We start from the raw sequence: 17220 nt of genomic DNA on the forward strand, positions 1-17220 counted from the left end.
GGGTCAGCGGCGGTCGCCGGCCCGCTCCTTGAGGCCGTCGATCAGGCCGGACGCCTGCCGGCGGGAGAGCTCGGCGGCGTCGACGACGCCGAGGCGCCGCAGCTCGGCGGTCAGGTCCGCCCCCGCCCGCCGGGCGAAGGCGTGCAGGGCCCGCACCTGCTTCGGCGTGCTCGGCGGGTCGGACGGGGGGCGTGAGGTCGGCGCCGCCTGCTGGAGTCGGGCGGGTGCGTCGTCGGGATCCGCGACGCCCAGTTCGGCGTCGACGGCCCGGCGGACCACCCCGAAGCAGCCGCGGATCTGCCGCCGGAGCTTCTCCGGGTCCTTCAGCAGTTCGGCGGAGAGCTCCACCTCCAGGTGGACCATCGCCCCGCGGCTGCCGTAGTCCGGCTGCCCGATCTTGCGGCTCAGGCCGCAGTTCAGCTTCAGCATGGGTCGAACCTCCTATGGGTGAGGGTGAGGGAATGGCTTGGTCAGGCGGCGAGGCCGCCGAGCCGTTTGAGGCCGTCGAGGGCACTGGCGACGGCCCGGTCCCGCCTCTTCAGCTTCCGCAGGTCCGCGGAGAGGGAGCGGGCCTGCGAAGCGGCCTCGGACAGCGTCGCGGCGAGGGCCGCGGTCCGGTCGAGGAGGGCTTCGGGATCCACAGCGGGGGCGTCGGGCTTGGGGCGGGGCATCTCGGGGGCGGGGTTTGAGGAGCGGAACGGGACGGTCGCGGGGGCCGGGGCGGCAGGAGAGGGCTCCGCCTCAGCGGCGAGCCGGACGGCCCCCTCGGCGGGGACGGGGTCGCCGGCGAGCGTGGCGAAGACGACGGTCGTCCCGCCGTCCCCGGGCGCGTCGCACCGGACCGGCTCCTCCGGCCCGTGCAGCGCCATCCGGGAGCAGCCGGCGGCGAGGGCCCGGGCCAGGAACCGCCGGTCGGCGACGGCGATCCCGGCGCCGCGGACGTTCGATGACGCCGTGGCCAGTTCCACCGGCTCCCCGCCCTCCTCGGCGGCCCGGACGAGGAACACGCCGTCCCGCACCTCCAGCGTGACCGGGCGGCGGTGGTCGCCGGTGCCCGGCAGGCGGTCCAGCCGGTCGGCCAGGAACGCCGCGTCGGCGTCCGACAGCGTCACGCTCGCCTTCCCCTCGCCGCCGGGCACGACGCGGTCCAAGTCCGGGAACCGGGCGTCGCGGGCCTCCGGCGTCCACAGCGTCCGGTCGCCCGCGGACAGGACGACGAGCGGCACCTTCGGTCCGTCCGTCCTCCTCGCCACTTGGACCTCCGTGTCCTTCAACTGGGAGCAGCCGAGGACGTGCGGCGCCGGCAACAGGACGGGCTCGTCCCACGGGAAGGAATACCCGCGGGCGATGAGCAGATGATGGCTGTCCGTCGCCTCCACCCGGCCGCCGAGCGGGTCCAGCCGCACGCAGCCCAAGGCGTAGCGGGTGGACTCCGCGTCCGTCACGGCGACGACCTGCCGCAGGACGTCGGCGAAGCCGGGACCGGGGGCGTGGCACTCCTCCACGGCCGGCGGGACGAACGCCGCCGCCCGGTCGCGCTCGGCTTTCTCCACCGTGCCGCGGGCGCTGCGGGGCACGCCCTTCTCGTCCCAGTTCGCCACCACGGCGTTCCCGCCGTCGGCTTCGGCGAGGGAGACGTCGCCGCTCCGGGCGGCGCCGGCCTCGGCCAACAGGTCGAAGGGTAGGACGAGGTCCGCCGGCGGGCGGTCGCCGTGGACGAGCAGGCTGACGCCCCGGCCGTCCGGGGCGATCGCGGTGAGGCGGGTTCCGCCCTCCTCGACGGCGTGAATACGGATCGGCGGGCCGGCGTCGCGGCCCTTCAGGTTCAGGTGTTTTCGCAGGACGAGCCGGAAACCGTGCAGCGTCCGGCGGGGCAAGGTGAGCGGGGGCATGGGGCCCTCTCGTGTTCGGAGTGGTTTGGATGAGGTGAAAAGGCCGGCGGCGGGGTTCGAACCCGCCGCCGGTCGTGGGCGCCGCGGCCTTCGGTTCAGTGGAAGGCGACCTTGCCGCGGCCGCAGCGGGCCAGGTCGCTGCGGCGGCGGGCCTGCTGCTCGTCCCAGTCGATGGGGCCGAGGTCGTCGTCGAAGTGGGCGAACGACGGCGGGCCATCGATCTGGAAGCCCATCCGGGCGATGTCCGCGACGCGCTCGCCCGTGACGGCGGCGATGCGGCGGTTCAATTCGTGCTGGGGCATGGGATTGCTCCTGTTCTTGAAGTGGGAATGGAAAAGCGGCGGGCCGGCACTGGGCCGACCCGCCGCTTGGGGGGAAGACAGAGATGGAGCCGGGCCCTCAGCCCGGCGGGGTCAGCCTATTGCGGGTGAGCCAGTCGGCCTCGGCGGCGAGGGCGGCGCTCCGCAGCGGGTACGGCCCGAGGACCGGCCCGCCGCTGGGAGAGAGGTCTGCAGTCCACCCGCCGCCGTCGGCGGGCTCGACGTGACTGGCACGCATGACGGACGCGGCGCCGAGGGCGCCGGCGTCGATCAGTTCGCCGTAGAGCCCGCGGGCCGTGCCATCCGGGCCGACGAACAGCTCCTGCGTGTCCCCGCTCATCGCGGGTTCCGCAGCACGCGGCGGCGGGGAGCGTCGGCGACGAGCGGGTCGAGGGCCTCGGCCACGCCGGCCAAGCCCTCCCGCACCCGCTGTTGGAGCCAGCCGACGCCGGTCGAGGCTCGCAGGTCGACCGGGTCCACGCCCCGCATCAGCCCCTCGGCCTCGGCGACGACGGCGTCCAGCTCCTCGTTGCCCCCGACGTTGAGCCGGCGGAACCTCTGGAAGAACTCCGTGAGGTTCTCCACGGCGGAGTCACGGAACACCCGCGGTCCGCCGCCCTCGCCGCCGGTGAGGCGCTCGCGGAGGTGCTCGACCAACTGGGCCAACTCCTGGGCGAACGCCTGCTCGGCCAACTCGACCGCCTGCTCGAACCGCTGCCGCACGCGGTCGCATTCCTGCTGGTACAGGCGGGGCGACAAGCGACGGAGGAATTCGGGCGGCTCGACCGCCGGCAGGTCCCAGGACAGGCCGAACAGCGGGGCCAGACTGGGCGGGTAATCCGCCGGGTCGAACAGGTCGCCCAGCCGGCGGCGGGCCTGGGAGACGAGTTCGTCGCGGCAGCGGTCCACCTCGGCCGCGGCGTCAGCCAACTCTTCCTGAAGCTCCGTCATCCGCCGCTCGAAGGCGGGCAGGTCGTTGCGGGGCAGCAGGCGGACGCCGTTCTCGGGATACGGCAGCGACGCTGACTTCCAGTGGGAGACGGCCGCGTGCCGGACCTTCGCCGCGGCCCGCAGGGCCGGGTGTTTCGTGTCCAGCAGCTTCTTGCTGGCCGACAGCGAGCCGGACTCGGCGTCGAAGGGGCTGGCCGCCTCGTCCTTCTGCTCGGCGGAGAGCGTCCGCCGCAGGCCGGGCCAGGAGACGTGCAGCCGCACGGCCGCGGCGTCCTGGCGGAGTCGGTCGGCCGGATCCTGTTCCCGGTGGTCCCGCTCCTCGTCGAGGATCGTAACCTCCGCGGCGCCGTGATCGGTCTCGGCGTCGGGCAGATCGGGGTCGTGTCTACGCCCGCGTCGCGGCGGGCTGATCAGCAGGGTCATGGGTGAAACTCGTGAGGAGGGAAATGAAAACGCCCCGGCGAAGGGGCCGGGGCGTGTGAGAGATGAAGCGCCGGACGGCGCCGGCGGTCAGTTGAGCGAGAAGTTCTGCTTCCCGGGCCGGCTGGTCCGCCGGCGGGGGGCCTCGTCACCGCGGTCGCCGGCGGGGCGGAACACGCCGCCGGCCTCGGCGTCGAGGCACCGCCCGCTCGCCCACCGCCGCAGCTTCGCCAGCGGCTCCGCTGCGGAGACGCTCACCGGCACGACGTGCGTCGCCGCCTCCGCCAGGCTCACGCCCAGCAGGGCCGACAGCCGGCAGCAGGATTCGATCTCCGCCCCGGTCCAGCCGGCGTCCGGGGGCGTGGATTCGCCCGCGGCGACGCCGTACCGCTCGCGGCAGGTCTCCCAGATCCCGCGGCGTTGCTCCTCGCCCGGCAGATCCAGGAAAAACGTGGCGTCGAACCGCCCGCTGCGGGTCAATTCTGGGGGCAGTTTCGAAGTGTCATTGGCGGTGCAGACGACGAACACCCCCGCCGGCCGATCGGCCAGCCAACTCAGCATCGTGCCCAGCAGGCGGGAGGACACGCCCGAGTCCTGGGCCCCGCCGGAGGTGCCGGCCAGCGCCCGCTCCACCTCGTCGACGAAGAGCGCGCAGGGCGCCATGGCCTCGACCGTCGCCAACGCCCGGCGGGTGTTCTCCTCCGTGGCTCCCACGAGTCCGGCCATCAGCGCCCCCACGTCCAGCGTGAGGGTGGGCCGACCGACCTCCGCCCCGAGGGCTTTGGCGAAGGAACTCTTGCCGACCCCGCCGGGGCCCAGCAGCAGCACGCCCTTGGCCTCGGCCCGCGGCGAACCGTTCGTCAGCGCGGTCCGGCAGAACGTCTTCAGGGCCTCCATGCCGCCGAGGGCGTCAAAGCCGGGGCCGCCGCGGGACAGGGACAGCGGCCCGCCCGCGGCGAGCTGCTTCGCCTTCAGCTCCCACAGCGGATCGGGATCCAGCCGCCCGTGCCGCACGAGGCTGAGGGCGAAGGCGTTCTCGGCTTCGCTGCGGGTCAGTCCCGCCGCGGCGTCGAGGACGGGCGTGAGCGGGTCGGGCAACTCGCCCTCCTCCGTCGCCACGCCCCGCGCCACGGCCTCCAGTTCCTCCCGGGACGGCAGCGGGCAGTCCAGGACGGCGAAGTCCCGGGACAACTCCGGGGGCAGTTCACCGGTCGGCTGGATCAGGATCAGATGCGTGCGGCGGGTTTTGCCCGCCGCCAACGCTGACCGCATCGCGGCCAGCAGCTCGGGGCTGTTCAGGTATCGCTGCGGGTGCACCATGGCGAGGAGTGAGGGCGTCTCCCCGTCGCCGGATTGCGGCAGCGCCTTCATGGCGGCCAGCGGATCGGCGGGGCCGTCCTCGCCGCCGTCGGCGGTCCACGGGGCGAAGTTCCAGCCCCGCTCCCGGCACAGCCCAGTGAGGTCGCGGAGGACCTCCTCCGGCTCGGGGCTGACCGCCAGCACGCCCGGGAAGGCGGCGGCGATCAGCTCCGCCAGCTTCGCGGCCATTCCGGGGGGCGGGGCCGCGGGGGTCGGTTCGTCATCAGGTTCGGGCGGGGCGGGGCCCCGCGGTCGACGCGGCATGGGCGTCTCCTCGGTGTGGGTGGTGAGTTGGGAAAGAACGGGGGTCGAACAGCGGGCGGTCAGGCCCGCTGCTCGACCGTCTGGGCGACCGGGGCGGCCGCGTGGTACTCCGGCGTCAGCGTCTCGGCGGTCTTGGCGCCGAGGGCCTCCTCGTACGGCTGGCTGGCCGCCCGGCAGGCGGGACCGGCGAAGCCCTTCGTCTCGACGGAGGTCTCGCCCGCCGGCGTGACGGTGATCTCGATGCGGGGAGACATCTCAGGCGGCCTCCCCGGCGGAGAGGTATTGGGACGTCCCGCCGAAGCCCGCGGCCCCGGCGGTGACGGTCAGCTTCACGCTGCCGTCGGCGAGGGCGGTCTCGGCGACGCGGTGGCCGCGGGCCTTCGCCTGGAGCTTGGAGACCTCGACGGCGTACGCCTGGAGCAGCCGGCCGACGAACGTCTCGTCGCCCCAGCGGCCCTCGTACGTGTCGTGGTACAGGTCGCCGGTCTCGACGTCGCAGACGATCGGGTACACGAACCCGGGCGGGCGGACCGCGAGGCCGCTCTGCACGCTGCGATCGAAGAAGGTGACGGTCTCGGTCTGCGGCGGGGGCAATTTCAGCCGGTCGCAGGCCGCCGCGAGGGCGGCGGGGTCCGTCGCCTTGGCGGCGACGGTGACGATGTGGCTCATGCGGTGGACTTCCGGATTGGGGGACGGGACGAGGAAAGGCTCAGCGACCGTCGCGCGGCGACGGCTCGCAGGCCGGGTCGGGCGGGGCCGCGGTGCGGCCGGCGGCGACCGCGGCGAGGTCGGCCAACAGGCCGAGCAGCAGTTGCCCCGCCGCGGCGGCCAGCCGCGGCGGGAGGGGGAGTCGGGGCATAGGACGGCTCCAGGTGCGGGAGATGGAGAAGGCGACCGGCGGCGTCGCCGGCCTCACCCCACAGTGCCGCAAATCAAGACCCCTTTTAGTGGTTCGCCGAGAGACGAGGGCCGAAACTCGGGTCTCAAAGATTTCTGTCTCGTCGGGCCTGCGATCGGGCTCGTTCGTCCGACCTTACGTCCCCCCAGCCGTCAACCGATTCCCCCGGAGACGACACCCGCCCGGCCAAGGCCGACTTCGCCTCGAGCACTTCGCAATGCCTTCGAGGTTCGGGGCCTACGAGGACGATCAACGGAGCATGGGAGGGGGCAATGCGAACCAAAGCCTTCGCGGGCACGCTCACGCCGTCTGTCTTGAGCCTCGACAAAACAGCCTCCGCTATGCGAACCCGAACTCTGCTTACCGTCGTCCCCGAGAATCGGGCCTGCCCTTTCCGCATTGAGCCTGCACGGTTCGACGTTCAGTTGCTTCCGAAGCGCGCGACCGGGCTGGGTCTCGACGTCTCGAAGCGAAGGGGGCGTGAGGCCCTGATGCGCAGCCCGTGGGTAGGGTGGGACGGACGACGCCTGTGGAAGTGGGGCGCCCACTTTCTCATGACCGGCCGCTTCTCGGACGATCTTCAGGAAGCGCTCAACGTACCGGACGAGACAGGGTGGTCGATCCCTCCGCTGGGGAACGCAGAGGTCGGCGGCGTCTTCCTCGAGGACGAGGTCGCCGCAGCGGTGCTCGCGGCGACCGGTTCCGGTCCCGAGGAAAACCCGGCGATCGGCCTCCCGGCGATCTCTTGGCCGTGGGGACTGGAGGAGTCTGAACGGCTCGAAATCCTTCGTCCGAGCGGGATAGAACATTTCCGTTACGCGGCCGATCCTGGGCCGGTGTTCCACGGCCGGCAGGTTCCCCTCGGACAAGTGCCCGACATGCTCCGCCCCGTGCTGGGTGAGCTGCCGCTTTCGCCAAGTCCGGGTGCGGATGAGACCATCCAGTTTGACCCGCGAGGATGGACCGGCGCCGAAGTCGTACGTAACGCATTGGACTATCCCGTCGTCGAGCTCTACCGCCGCGGCCTCGACTGGTGCCGCGTCGAGCGGACGGTGATCGGTCCTGCCGCTCTGCAGCCGTCACTGAGAGGGGCAAAGGAAGAACAGTGCCTGATCACCCGGTTCCGGCAAGAGGACGTTCGGCCCCTCTACGACCTAGTCATAAAAAAAATCTCCACCGACGAGAATCGCCGGCTTCCGAGGTCTTACAGACTCAGAAGCACGTCTGGGTTTCTGATCGACTTCTCCGTGGAATTCGAGGTCGTCCCGAAGGCAGCCGCAACGGGGCAGACGCCTTCCGGAGACGGCCTGTCTGCCGCAGCCGTTCCGTCGAAGGATGAGTGGACGTTCGGCCCTCCGGGAAAAGCGACGTTTCGAGGCGTCACCTTCGCCCTTCCCGATCGATATCGAAAACTGTTGCAGGCGTTCTCGTCGTCGAGCCACAAAGTACTCCACGAAGACGCCGTACGAGAGGCCGTCGCGTTCGACCGGGCGAACCCGCCGACGTGGAACACAGTCAGGACGTATTTCTCGAACCTCAAGGACCTCTTCGACGAGAACTACCTCTGCGTAGACCGTAAGAAAGTCATCGAGATTACGAACCAAGCGGGAGACCGGTACGTCACGCTGAACGACGACCTGCTACGGCCGGGTTAATTCTCGGCCCCTGCCCTCGGCCCCGCCGAAAACGACGTTCGCACCCGCACGCGAACAACGGTCCTGAACCAACCTGGTACGGCCGACTGAGGTGCGGAGAGATCCGGACGCCGTCGGCGGCCCCGGCGGGCGCGGTTGCGGCCGGCGGGGTCTCGACGTCGGCCGGCGAAGCTCGGCCCGTCACGCGTCCCCCGACGCGGTCGCCGCGTTCGGCGAGTCCTCCCCCGGAGGCCGCCCTGCGGAAAAACCCGATGCCCCGCCTCGCGATCGCGGTCAGGGCCGGCGACGACATGGACCCGTCACGGGCCGGGGGCGGGCGGCGGGCCGGGCGGGCGACTCCCCTATACGCGGGAGGAGGTCCGGCTGCCGGGGTAGCCAAACCCCGGGTAGGGGGCAGGGACGCCTCCGGGGCGAACCAGCCGCTTCGCCAGCGGCGCCGCGAGATTGTGTTTTCTCCTTCATAACTGAATCCGGGCTCCGTCAAGCCGCGACCCGGGGTGCCCAGGAGAAAAACGACCCTTGCGCCCTCGAGTCGCCGACGTCGAACGACGCCTCGTCAGAGGCTGCCCGGCCTGAGGACCGGGAACCGGACCCGCCGGCCTAACGGCCGGCCAGGGCACCGCTGGCGGCGGAGTGCGCGGATTTTGGCGAACCCTCGACTTCGCCTCTCTGACAGACACGGCAGCGATCGCGAAGCCCTCACGCCGTGGACAATCGTGGAAGTCTCGTCCCCGCCTGTGGACAATGTCCCGCCACGACCGGCAACGCTGTGGACAAACTGTCGCCGGGAGGACAAGACCGCATGCTGTACGAGAGGTCAATATGCCCGATGACGAAAAGCCCCACGGTCCCTCTTGGCCGCCGAAGTTGACGGACGAGGAGTGGACCGCGGTTCGTCCGCTCCTGCATTCCCAGGGCCGCCCCGGGAAATACGACCGAGAGTTCGTCAACGCCATCTTCTGGATGCTTCATCAGAACGACAAAGAGCACGAGAAGGACGAAGAGTCGTGGCGATCCTTCGCGCCTCACGACGGACTGTGGAACACGCTCGCCCGCCGCTACAAACGCTGGGAGACGAGCGGAGAGTTGGAGGCCTTCTTGGGAAGAGTTCGTAAAGCCTCCGAAGAGGGGCGGATCCCTTGGCATCGCCGTGAGCCCGAGGGCGAACGACGCCGCTTTCGATCCCGCCCCGAGCTGCCGTCCCGTGAGGGGTAACGGCTGGCTTCTGAGAACCGATGTGCAAACGGTATCGACGCCGGGGCGAAACGACGTCGGCTCGAACGCTCGTCCCGCCATACCCAAACCGGGTCGCTGAAAACAACGTTCGATGATCACAGGCGGACAGCGCGTTCCCGGCAAGATCCGGCATCAGTCGGCCGGGAGTTGCGGGGCGTCGTCCCGGACCGGCCGGCGCCGCGTTCCTTCCCGCCGAGATCAGTCCGATGCTTTCGCCGTTCCCGCCCGTCGAATCGAACGACCCGTTCCGCGTGCTGCTCACCCCCCGCGAGGCGGCCGACGTCCTCGGGATCAGCGAGCGCAAGCTCCGCGACGTGACTGTCCCGCACGGGAACCTGCCCCGCGTGATGGTGGGGCGGTGCGTCCGATACCGGCCGGCCGCGCTGGAGGCTTGGGCCGCGGGCCGGGAGGAGGCCGCGGCGGGCGACGACTGACCTTGTCCGCCGCGACGCCCGACTCCTCGTTCCCACGCTTTCCCACGCTCGCTCCCCTGCTCCCATGGCCTCTCTCACCGAAGATCCCGGCGGACGCCGCCGCATTCAGTTCGTCGACCGCGACGGCCGCCGCCGCGCCGTCCGCCTCGGAAAGGTCTCCAAGAAGACCGCCGAACAGGTGCGGGGCATGATCGAACGCCTCGCCGCCGCGCAGTTGGCCGGGCACGCTCCCGACGACCACACCGCCCGATGGGTCGCCGGGTTGGGCGACGTGCTGCACGGACGCCTGGCCGCCGTGGGACTCGTCGCCCGCCGGCGGCACGCGACGGTCGGCGACTTCGCCCGGGAGTACGTCGCCTCGCGGACGGACGTGTCTCCGGCGACCCGGAACCATCTGGCACGGGCCGCCGCCGACCTCGCGGCTGTCCTCGGGGACCGGACGCCGCTGCGAGACGTCACCCCCGCCCACGCCGACGAGTACCGCCGAACTCAACTCGCTCGGGGCGTGGCGGAGAACACGGTTCGGCGCCGGGTCGGGCGGGCCAAACAGATCTTCGCCGCCGCCGTCCGCGGCCGCCTGCTGGACCGCAACCCGTTCGAGGGCCAAAAGTGCCAGGTGACGGGCAACCCCGACAAGTTCCACTTCGTCACCCGGGAGGAGGCCGAGGCCTTGATCGCCGCCTGCCCGAACGCCCCATGGCGGGCGGTCGTGGCCCTGGCGCGGTTCGGCGGGCTGCGGTGCCCTTCTGAGCTGCGCCCGCTCCAATGGCGGCACGTCGACGTCGACGCCGGACGGCTGACCGTCATCTCCTCAAAGACCGCGCATCAGGGAAAGGGGATGCGGGTGACGCCGTTGTTCCCGGAATTGCGTCTTCACCTAAGCGCCCTCCGGCAGGAGGCAGGCGACCCCGCCCCGGACGATTCCGTGTTGTCGGGCTTCGAGGGGACGTCGTGGGCGTTGGGCGGGCCGCTCGCCGCGATCGCCCGCCGGGCCGACCTGAAGCTGTGGCCCAAGCCGTTTTGCAACATGCGGGCGACCCGGCAGACGGAGTTGACGGCCGAGTTCCCGAGCCACGTCGTCTGCGGGTGGATCGGGAATAGCGAGGACGTCGCGAACGAGCACTACCTGCGGACGATCGATGTTGACTTCCAGCGGGCGGTCGCCGGCGACGGCAAGGCGCCGAACAAGCCGCGGTAACCGTCGGGGCGGGTTCGACGGCGCCAGGTCGGCCGAGGGACCGCCGGGGCGGTGGCGGCCCGCAACGGTCCCGGGATACGGTCGGCGGGTCGTCCGGAAGTCCCGGGCGGCCCGCCCGCCGCGTCAGGACGATCGCCGATGGCCTCCCTCAGCACCGACGTCGGCGGCAGCCGCCGGGTCCAGTTCACCGCCCTCGACCGCCGCCGCAAAGCCGTGCGGCTCGGGAAGGTTTCGAGGGAGGCCGCCGAGCGTGTCCGGGAGATGGTCGGGCGGCTGAACGCGGCCGTCCGGGCGGGCGAGCCGCCGGACGAAGAGGTCGCCGCCTGGGTCGACGGGCTCGACGACGGCCTGCACGCCAAGCTGGCGGCGACCGGCCTCGTCGTCGCCCGGGCGCCGTCGACCGTGGGGGCGTTCGCGGACGCCTACGCCGCCTCCCGCACCGACCTCAAGGAACAGACCCGTCAGCACCTCGTCCGCTGCGCGACCGACCTGAAGGCGTATTTTGGTCCGGGCCGCCCGCTGCGGTCGGTCACCCCCGGCGACGCGGACGACTACCGGCTTTGCCTCGCGGAGACCCTCGGCCGCAACACCGTCGCCCGGCGGGTCGGCCGCGCGAAGCAGGTGTTCCACGCCGCGGTTCGCAAGGAACTCATCGACCGCAACCCGTTCGCGGGTCAGAAGACCCAGGTCCGCGGCAACCCCGACAAGTTCCACTTCGTCACCCGCGGGGAGGCCGAGCGGGTGCTCGCCGCCTGCCCGGACGCCCAGTGGCGGCTGATCGTCGCCCTCGCCCGGTTCGGGGGCCTGCGGTGCGTCTCCGAGCTGCTCCCGCTGACGTGGGAGGACGTGGACTGGGAGCGGAACCGGATGACGGTGCACTCCCCGAAGACCGAGCACCACGAGGGCCGAGCGAAACGCACGATCCCGCTGTTCCCGGAGCTGCGGGAACACCTGAAGGCCGCCCGACGCGAGGCGGCCCCGGACTGCTCGTACGTCGTGACCCACTCCCGGGACCGGGCGGCGAACCTGCGGACGACGTTCCTGCGGATCGTGAAGCGGGCTGGACTCACCCCGTGGCCCAAGCCGTTCCAGAACATGCGGGCCACCCGGCAGACGGAACTAGCCGCCTCCCACCCGGAGCACGTCGTCTGCGCCTGGATCGGGAACAGTCAGGCGGTCGCCCGGGAGCACTACCTTCGGGTCACCGACGCCGACTTCGACCGGGCCAGCGACCCCGCCGGCGGGCGGGACGGGGACGAACGCGGCGCAGAAAGCGGCGCATTCGTGGCGCAGAAACCGGCGCAGCACGGAGCGGCGTCGAGCAGCACGAAAGGACGCGTCGGCGAGAAAATGCCTACGCAGCGGAGCGATTTGCCGGTCGGCGCCGCCGGGCGCCGCTCCGTGCAAGTCCCATTAAATCCCCGACCAGGATTCGAACCTGGACTAACAGAACCAAAATCTGTGGTGCTACCGTTACACCATCGGGGAACGGATCGCCGGGGACTCGGACCGGCGGCCGCTGGGGCGGACGCGGCGGGCGGCGATCGACTCCGCCGCGGCGGGCGCCGCGGGGAGGGCGTACCGTAAACCGCGATCCGCGGGGCGGCAAGATGACCGACCCCCGTTCTCCCCCCAAGGTTCGGCCCGCCCGCCCGCAGCGGGTACCCTGTGCACGTGTCCGCCCTCCTCTCCCAACCGCCCCGCCTCGCCGACGACGACCCCCGCGATCCGGCCGCCCCGGACCCGGCCGCCTCGGGACCGGACGCGGCCTCGTTGGGGCTCGCCGTCGTGCGGACGGCGACGCTGTTTGACAAACGCCCGCTGCGGACCGAGGGCGGCGTGGACCTCGGCCCCGTCACCGTCGCCTATCAGACGCACGGCCGACTTAACGCCGCCAAAGACAACGCCGTCTTCATCTGCCACGCCCTCACCGGCGACGCCCACGTCGCCGGCCGGCTCTCCCCCGACGACAAAAAACCCGGCTGGTGGGACGGCTTCGTCGGCCCCGGCTCGAACTCCTCGGAACCGAACGCCGAACCGCCCGGCCTCGACACCGACCGGCACTTCGTCATCTGCGCCAACGTGCTCGGCGGGTGCAGCGGCACCACCGGGCCCGGCAGCGTCCGCCCCGGTTCCGGAGAGGGCGACGCCGGGGAACGCTGGGGGCTGCGGTTCCCGTTCGTCACGCTGGGGGACATCGTCGAGGTCCACGCCGAACTGGTCCGCGAGACGTTCGGCATCGAGCGCCTGAAGGCCGTCATCGGCGGGAGCCTGGGCGGCATGCAGGCCCTCGAATGGGCGGTGCGGTTCCCCGACCGGGTGGACGCGGCGATCGTGATCGCCAGCGCCGCCTCGCTGGGGCCGCAGGGGATCGGCTTCAACGCCGTTGGGCGGCGGGCGATCCTGACGGACCCGCACTTCCGCGGCGGGGACTACCACGCGGCGGTCGAACGCGGCGAACCCGGCCCGGACGCCGGCCTGGCGCTGGCCCGCATGCTGGCCCACATCACCTATCTGTCCGAGGCCAGCATCGAACGGAAGTTCGGCCGCCGGTTGCAGGGCGAACGCCGCGGCAAAGCGTCCGGCAGGAAGGGCGGCGCCGGCGGGGAGGGCGCCGCCGACTCGGTCGGCTTCAAGCACGACATCGCCGAGGAGGTGCAGTTCCAGATCGAAAGCTATCTGGACTACCAGGGCCGACGGTTCACGCAGCGATTCGACGCCAACAGCCTGCTGTACCTGACGCGGGCGATGGACCATTTCGATCTGGCCCGCGGCCGCGGCTCGCTGAAGGACGCGCTGGCCCGGGCAAAGGCGCGGTTCCTGATCCTCAGCTACACGACCGACTGGCTGTTCCCCACGGCCGGCAGCCGGGAGGTGGTCCGGGCGCTGCTGGCCGCCGGCGGCGACGCCACCTTCGCCGAACTCGCCAGCCCCTACGGCCACGACGCCTTCCTGATTGAAGAAGAACTGCCCCGGCTGGGCCGCATCGTCAACGCGTTTCTGGGGTGAGGGCCTCTTGCTCCCCTCTCCCTTGAGGGCGAGGGGGGACGAGACGCCCGTTCCGCTCAGCCCAGATCGAATCGGAATGTCCGGCGCAGGGCTTCCCAGGCCCGGACCAGCAGGGGGCGGGCGGCGACGCGGATCTTGGCGGTGCCGACGCCGCGGCTGAGCAGACCGGCGGCGGGAGCGGCCCCGTTCCCCGTTTGGCCGTCCAGGGCGACGCGGACCTCGTAGCTCGTTTCCGCCGGGCGGGCGGCGGAGGGGTCGGCGGGGTCCAGGCCGTCGGCAGCGGCGGCGGGGCCGGCGGCGAGGGCCACCGCCGTGCCGGCCAGCTCCCGCGGGACGCTCCGCAGCGCCTCCGCGGCCACCTCCGTCACCTCGCCGGTCAGCACGGCGCCGGGGCGCTGGGCGAACTTCAACCGCACCCGCTGGCCGACCCGCACCCGCTGCACGGCCGCCTCCGGCACCACCAACCGGGCCTCCGCCGGCACGGGAGCGGTCGCAATCGCCCCCTCCTTCCCGTCGAACCCCGCCGGCGGGCCGAAGGGGTCGACGGGGGCGATCAGGGCGACGAGCGTGCCCGGGGCGAGGAGGGCGCCGCGGTTGGCGGGGTCCAGCGGGTCGCCGGTCCAGGCGGGCAAGGCGGCGCCGGGGTCGTCGGCCCCCCAGCCGGAGGAGGCGGGCGGCGCGGGGGTGAGCGGGGGGGGGACGACCGTGCCGGCGAGCGGGGCCCGCAGCGTCAGGCGTTCCCGGTCCTCCTCCCGGCGTCGCAGCTGGGCGGCCAGCGACGCCGCCTGCCGGTCCAGCCCCGACAGCCCGGCGGCGGCGGTGGGGTCCTCCAACCGGCGGGCGGCGAGCAGGTCGCGGCGGAGGCGGATCATCTCCAGCCGGCCGCGCAGCTCGGCGAGTTGGCGGTCCAGTTCGAGGTCCTCCAACACCGCCACCGGCTCGCCCGCCTCGACCGCGGCGCCGGGGGGGAGGGCGTGAATCAGCGTCCCGCCGGTGACGGCGAACACCCGGACCGCGTCCGCCGGGCGGAGGGCCGCGGGGGCCTCGACGGTTTCGGGCAGCGGCAGGAAACCGATCACCCCCACCAGCCCCGCCAGCGCCAGCGCCGCGGCCAGCACGCGGGTCGGGCGGATCGGCGGGCGGGTCGGGGCGAGGTCGGTTCCCTTCGCCCCCCGCCAGCCGCCGGCGAGGTCCAGCCCGCCGCGGACGCTCTCCCCCAAGCCCCGGGCGACGGCCAGCAGCGGGGTTCCGACCAGCCCCAGCGCCGCGGCGACGGCCATCGCCTCGGCCAGCGGGCGCAGGCCCAGCGGGGTGAGGATCGTGAACAGCAGCCAGGCGATCGCCGCGGTGAGGAACACCCGATAGACCGCCGCCGCCGCCCCGTAGGCCAGCAGCCAGCGCCGCCGGGCGGGCTCTTCGCCCTCCTCGGAGAGCAATGTCGTCGCGGAGGGCGCGCCGCCTAGCGGCGACGGCCCGCCTTCCCGAACTGGGGGGGAGGCTGCGTACCGGCCGGGGCGGGGTTGGCCGCGGAACCAGCGGGCGATCGCCTCCCGCCAGGCCTTCTTGGCCTCCTCGGAGAGGTTCGGAACCTCCAGCAGATCGGCCAGCACGAAGTAGCCGTCGTACCGCAGCAGCGGGTTGCCGTTGAACAGCACGGTGCTGACCGACCCCACCACCGCGACGTTGAGGCACAGCGTGCGGAACAGCCCCGGCTCCGCCAGCCACCACAACCAGAGGGCCGCCGAGGCGAGGACGACCTCCACCGTCACCCCCGCGGCCACCGTGGCGATCCGCTTGCGGCGGTCGGACAGCAGCCAGGCGTCGGAGATGTCGCAGTACAGGCAGGGGGCGAGCACGAGGATCATCACCCCCAGCTCCCGGCACTCCCCGCCGAAGTGCGTGCAGGTCAGCCCGTGGCCGAGTTCGTGGAGGACCTTCATCGCCCCCATCACGACCAGCAGCCAGATGAGGTTGTCCGCCGACAGGAACGCCCCCACGTCCGGCAGGGCGGCGAGGATCGCGTCAGCGTTCAGCAGAAACAGCCCCGCGGCGCTGAGGACCAGTGCCGCGGCCGCCAGCAGCGCCGGCGTGGAGAACAGCGGCCGGACAAGGCGTTCCAGCGGAACCAGCAACGCCGTCGGGTCGACGCCCCGGAACCGGATCGCCAGCAGCGACGCCGGCCAGCGGGCGACGCGCTTCCACCACCTCGCCCGCGGGGCCCTCGCCACGCCGCCCGTCGGCGCCGTGACCAGCCCGCCGGCCCGGAGCTCCGCGAGGAACCCGGCGAGGACCGGCCCGGTCAGCTCCCGCCCCGGGAACAGCCGGGCGAACGCCGCCCGCAGGCCGTCTGCGGTGGCGGTCCCGTCCAGCCGGGAGAGCACGGCGAACTCCTCGTCCCGCAGGTGGGAATAGGTGCGGGCCAGCGGGTCCTTGACGACCCAGCGGCGTTCCCCGCGGAAGTACTGCTCGCGGACGACGAGGTCTTCGCGGCGACGGACCGGCAGCAGCGCGGGACGGCGGGTTGCGACGGCGGACATGCGTGCTGATCGTCCGACGTGACGACGCAAACACAACGCCGCCCGCGACTGAACCGGACGGCGACCCGACGCTCTTTCCCCCCTCTCCCTTGAGGGAGAGGGGCCGGGGGTGAGGGTGACGCACGGTTCACACGCACCCGGTCTCCGCAGTGACGAACCGGTCGACGGGCGAGCAGGCGGACGGTGAACGGCACTCGGGCGTCGCTCCCCCCTCACCCCCGACCCCTCTCCCCCAAAAGGGGGAGAGGGGAGAACCGTGGCCGGCCGGGCCTCCGCGTTCCGACGCCGCTACACTCCCGCCATGTGCGGACGATTCGTTTTACTCAACCCGCCGGCGGAGATCGTCCGGCAGTTCGACCTCCCCCCGGAACTGGCCGGCGCGCCCCCGCTGGCGGACTGGGAGGCGCGCTACAACGTCGCCCCCACCCAGCCGGTCCCGGTGGTGCGGGTCGCCGGAGAACACGACGAGCGCACCTGCGACGTCCTCCGCTGGGGGCTGATCCCCAGTTGGGCGAAGGACAAGTCGATCGGCAGCCGGCTGATCAACGCCCGCAGCGAGACCGCCGCGACCAAGCCCAGCTTCCGCAGCGCCTACGCCCAGCGCCGCTGCCTCGTCCCGGCCAGCGGCTTCTACGAATGGTCGAAGCCGGAGGACGGCTCCGCCAAGGTGCCGCACTACTTCTCCCCCGACAGCGACGCCCCCTTCGGCTTCGCCGGCCTGTGGGAACGCTGGGAGAAGGGCGGCGCCGAGCCCGTCGAGACCTTCACCCTGCTCACCGGCGAGGCCTACCCCGCCGTCGCCCCGGTGCACGGTCGCAGCCCGCTGATCGTCCCGCCGGACCTCTACGCCGCCTGGCTCGACCCGGACCTGACCGACCCCAACGGCGTAGCCAAGCTGCTCCGCGAAGCCCAAGCCCGCGGCGGCGAGGCATTGCAGGCGCGGCCCGTGTCGACCGCGGTGAACAGCCCGGCGCACGACGGGCCGGAGCTGATTGAGGCGGCGTAGGGGAAGCTCCAAGACCAAGAAATCAAGAACCAAATTGAGTT

At 72.4% G+C, this 17220-nt stretch carries 16 protein-coding genes, 1 tRNA gene and 1 pseudogene; 7 read left to right on the forward strand and 11 right to left on the reverse strand.

The annotated features are described in order from the left end of the window. Window positions 1–3: 3 nt before the first annotated feature. From CA12_RS05720 to CA12_RS21885, 9 genes are all read right to left on the reverse strand, one after another. A complete protein-coding gene (locus CA12_RS05720; RefSeq protein WP_145357912.1) occupies window positions 4–429 on the reverse strand; it encodes a hypothetical protein in 426 nt (141 codons plus the stop codon). Window positions 430–470: 41 nt separating this feature from the next. After that, window positions 471–1892, reverse strand: a complete 1422-nt coding sequence (locus tag CA12_RS05725) for a hypothetical protein (RefSeq protein WP_145357913.1) — start codon at window positions 1890–1892, stop codon at window positions 471–473. 95 nt (window positions 1893–1987) lie between these two features. Beyond that, the gene (locus CA12_RS05730) at window positions 1988–2194 is read right to left on the reverse strand and encodes a hypothetical protein (protein WP_145357914.1); all 207 of its coding nucleotides are present in this window, start codon (window positions 2192–2194) and stop codon (window positions 1988–1990) included. Window positions 2195–2291: 97 nt separating this feature from the next. Then, window positions 2292–2552 (reverse strand): hypothetical protein, encoded by a 261-nt coding sequence (locus CA12_RS05735; protein ID WP_145357915.1) that lies wholly within the window; start codon window positions 2550–2552, stop codon window positions 2292–2294. Next, window positions 2549–3586: a hypothetical protein gene (locus CA12_RS05740; protein ID WP_242688131.1), complete on the reverse strand. Its 1038-nt coding sequence runs from the start codon at window positions 3584–3586 to the stop codon at window positions 2549–2551. The genes CA12_RS05735 and CA12_RS05740 overlap by 4 nt, the downstream gene beginning before the upstream one ends. Window positions 3587–3673: 87 nt before the next feature. Beyond that, window positions 3674–5131 carry an AAA family ATPase gene (locus tag CA12_RS05745; protein WP_145357916.1) on the reverse strand — a complete coding sequence of 486 codons (1458 nt, stop codon included), beginning with the start codon at window positions 5129–5131 and terminating at the stop codon, window positions 3674–3676. Between the two features lie 134 nt (window positions 5132–5265). Next, window positions 5266–5460, reverse strand: coding sequence for a DUF2997 domain-containing protein (locus CA12_RS05750; RefSeq protein WP_145357917.1), 195 nt, complete (start codon window positions 5458–5460; stop codon window positions 5266–5268). Between the two features lies 1 nt (window position 5461). Beyond that, complete coding sequence (locus tag CA12_RS05755) at window positions 5462–5875, reverse strand: DUF1257 domain-containing protein (protein ID WP_145357918.1); 414 nt, start codon at window positions 5873–5875, stop codon at window positions 5462–5464. 40 nt (window positions 5876–5915) lie between these two features. Next, complete coding sequence (locus CA12_RS21885) at window positions 5916–6065, reverse strand: hypothetical protein (protein ID WP_165700580.1); 150 nt, start codon at window positions 6063–6065, stop codon at window positions 5916–5918. 593 nt (window positions 6066–6658) lie between these two features. Between CA12_RS21885 and CA12_RS05760 the strand changes: the two genes are divergently transcribed. The 5 genes and pseudogenes from CA12_RS05760 to CA12_RS23200 form a co-directional block, all read left to right on the forward strand. Continuing rightward, a complete protein-coding gene (locus CA12_RS05760) occupies window positions 6659–7759 on the forward strand; it encodes a hypothetical protein (RefSeq protein ID WP_145357919.1) in 1101 nt (366 codons plus the stop codon). Window positions 7760–8581: 822 nt separating this feature from the next. Next, window positions 8582–8974 (forward strand): transposase, encoded by a 393-nt coding sequence (locus CA12_RS05765; protein ID WP_165700581.1) that lies wholly within the window; start codon window positions 8582–8584, stop codon window positions 8972–8974. Window positions 8975–9201: 227 nt separating this feature from the next. Further along, window positions 9202–9429, forward strand: coding sequence for a helix-turn-helix domain-containing protein (locus CA12_RS05770; protein ID WP_145357921.1), 228 nt, complete (start codon window positions 9202–9204; stop codon window positions 9427–9429). A gap of 64 nt (window positions 9430–9493) precedes the next feature. Then, complete coding sequence (locus tag CA12_RS05775; RefSeq protein WP_145357922.1) at window positions 9494–10627, forward strand: tyrosine-type recombinase/integrase; 1134 nt, start codon at window positions 9494–9496, stop codon at window positions 10625–10627. 261 nt (window positions 10628–10888) lie between these two features. Beyond that, a pseudogene (locus tag CA12_RS23200) lies at window positions 10889–11731 on the forward strand (tyrosine-type recombinase/integrase); the annotation flags it as partial. 313 nt (window positions 11732–12044) lie between these two features. Here the strand turns inward: CA12_RS23200 and CA12_RS05785 are convergent. Further along, a tRNA-Gln gene (locus CA12_RS05785) sits at window positions 12045–12115 on the reverse strand. A gap of 285 nt (window positions 12116–12400) precedes the next feature. On the opposite strand from CA12_RS05785, the gene metX reads away from it, so the two are divergent. After that, the gene (metX, locus tag CA12_RS05790; protein WP_207622211.1) at window positions 12401–13636 is read left to right on the forward strand and encodes a homoserine O-acetyltransferase MetX; all 1236 of its coding nucleotides are present in this window, start codon (window positions 12401–12403) and stop codon (window positions 13634–13636) included. A gap of 56 nt (window positions 13637–13692) precedes the next feature. Here the strand turns inward: metX and CA12_RS05795 are convergent, their stop codons facing one another. Next, window positions 13693–16173, reverse strand: a complete 2481-nt coding sequence (locus tag CA12_RS05795; protein ID WP_145357923.1) for a hypothetical protein — start codon at window positions 16171–16173, stop codon at window positions 13693–13695. 301 nt (window positions 16174–16474) lie between these two features. Between CA12_RS05795 and CA12_RS05800 the strand changes: the two genes are divergently transcribed. Next, window positions 16475–17179 (forward strand): SOS response-associated peptidase, encoded by a 705-nt coding sequence (locus CA12_RS05800; protein ID WP_145357924.1) that lies wholly within the window; start codon window positions 16475–16477, stop codon window positions 17177–17179. The last annotated feature ends 41 nt before the right edge of the window (window positions 17180–17220 follow it).

Origin of the sequence: Alienimonas californiensis (assembly GCF_007743815.1) — a bacterium.
In the GTDB taxonomy this organism is placed as follows: Bacteria; Planctomycetota; Planctomycetia; order Planctomycetales; family Planctomycetaceae; genus Alienimonas; species Alienimonas californiensis.

Excerpts from the sequence above, each read along its gene's own strand:
- CA12_RS05730 (WP_145357914.1), bottom strand. The coding sequence starts at position 2,194 with ATGCCCCAGCACGAATTGAACCGCCGCATCGCCGCCGTCACGGGCGAG.
- CA12_RS05770 (WP_145357921.1), top strand. The coding sequence starts at position 9,202 with ATGCTTTCGCCGTTCCCGCCCGTCGAATCGAACGACCCGTTCCGCGTG.
- CA12_RS05725 (WP_145357913.1), bottom strand. The coding sequence starts at position 1,892 with ATGCCCCCGCTCACCTTGCCCCGCCGGACGCTGCACGGTTTCCGGCTC.
- CA12_RS05755 (WP_145357918.1), bottom strand. The coding sequence starts at position 5,875 with ATGAGCCACATCGTCACCGTCGCCGCCAAGGCGACGGACCCCGCCGCC.
- CA12_RS05795 (WP_145357923.1), bottom strand. The coding sequence starts at position 16,173 with ATGTCCGCCGTCGCAACCCGCCGTCCCGCGCTGCTGCCGGTCCGTCGC.
- CA12_RS05740 (WP_242688131.1), bottom strand. The coding sequence starts at position 3,586 with ATGACCCTGCTGATCAGCCCGCCGCGACGCGGGCGTAGACACGACCCC.
- CA12_RS05735 (WP_145357915.1), bottom strand. The coding sequence starts at position 2,552 with ATGAGCGGGGACACGCAGGAGCTGTTCGTCGGCCCGGATGGCACGGCC.
- CA12_RS05720 (WP_145357912.1), bottom strand. The coding sequence starts at position 429 with ATGCTGAAGCTGAACTGCGGCCTGAGCCGCAAGATCGGGCAGCCGGAC.
- CA12_RS05760 (WP_145357919.1), top strand. The coding sequence starts at position 6,659 with ATGACCGGCCGCTTCTCGGACGATCTTCAGGAAGCGCTCAACGTACCG.
- CA12_RS05750 (WP_145357917.1), bottom strand. The coding sequence starts at position 5,460 with ATGTCTCCCCGCATCGAGATCACCGTCACGCCGGCGGGCGAGACCTCC.
- CA12_RS05800 (WP_145357924.1), top strand. The coding sequence starts at position 16,475 with ATGTGCGGACGATTCGTTTTACTCAACCCGCCGGCGGAGATCGTCCGG.
- CA12_RS21885 (WP_165700580.1), bottom strand. The coding sequence starts at position 6,065 with ATGCCCCGACTCCCCCTCCCGCCGCGGCTGGCCGCCGCGGCGGGGCAA.
- CA12_RS05775 (WP_145357922.1), top strand. The coding sequence starts at position 9,494 with ATGGCCTCTCTCACCGAAGATCCCGGCGGACGCCGCCGCATTCAGTTC.
- CA12_RS05745 (WP_145357916.1), bottom strand. The coding sequence starts at position 5,131 with ATGGCCGCGAAGCTGGCGGAGCTGATCGCCGCCGCCTTCCCGGGCGTG.
- CA12_RS05765 (WP_165700581.1), top strand. The coding sequence starts at position 8,582 with ATGCCCGATGACGAAAAGCCCCACGGTCCCTCTTGGCCGCCGAAGTTG.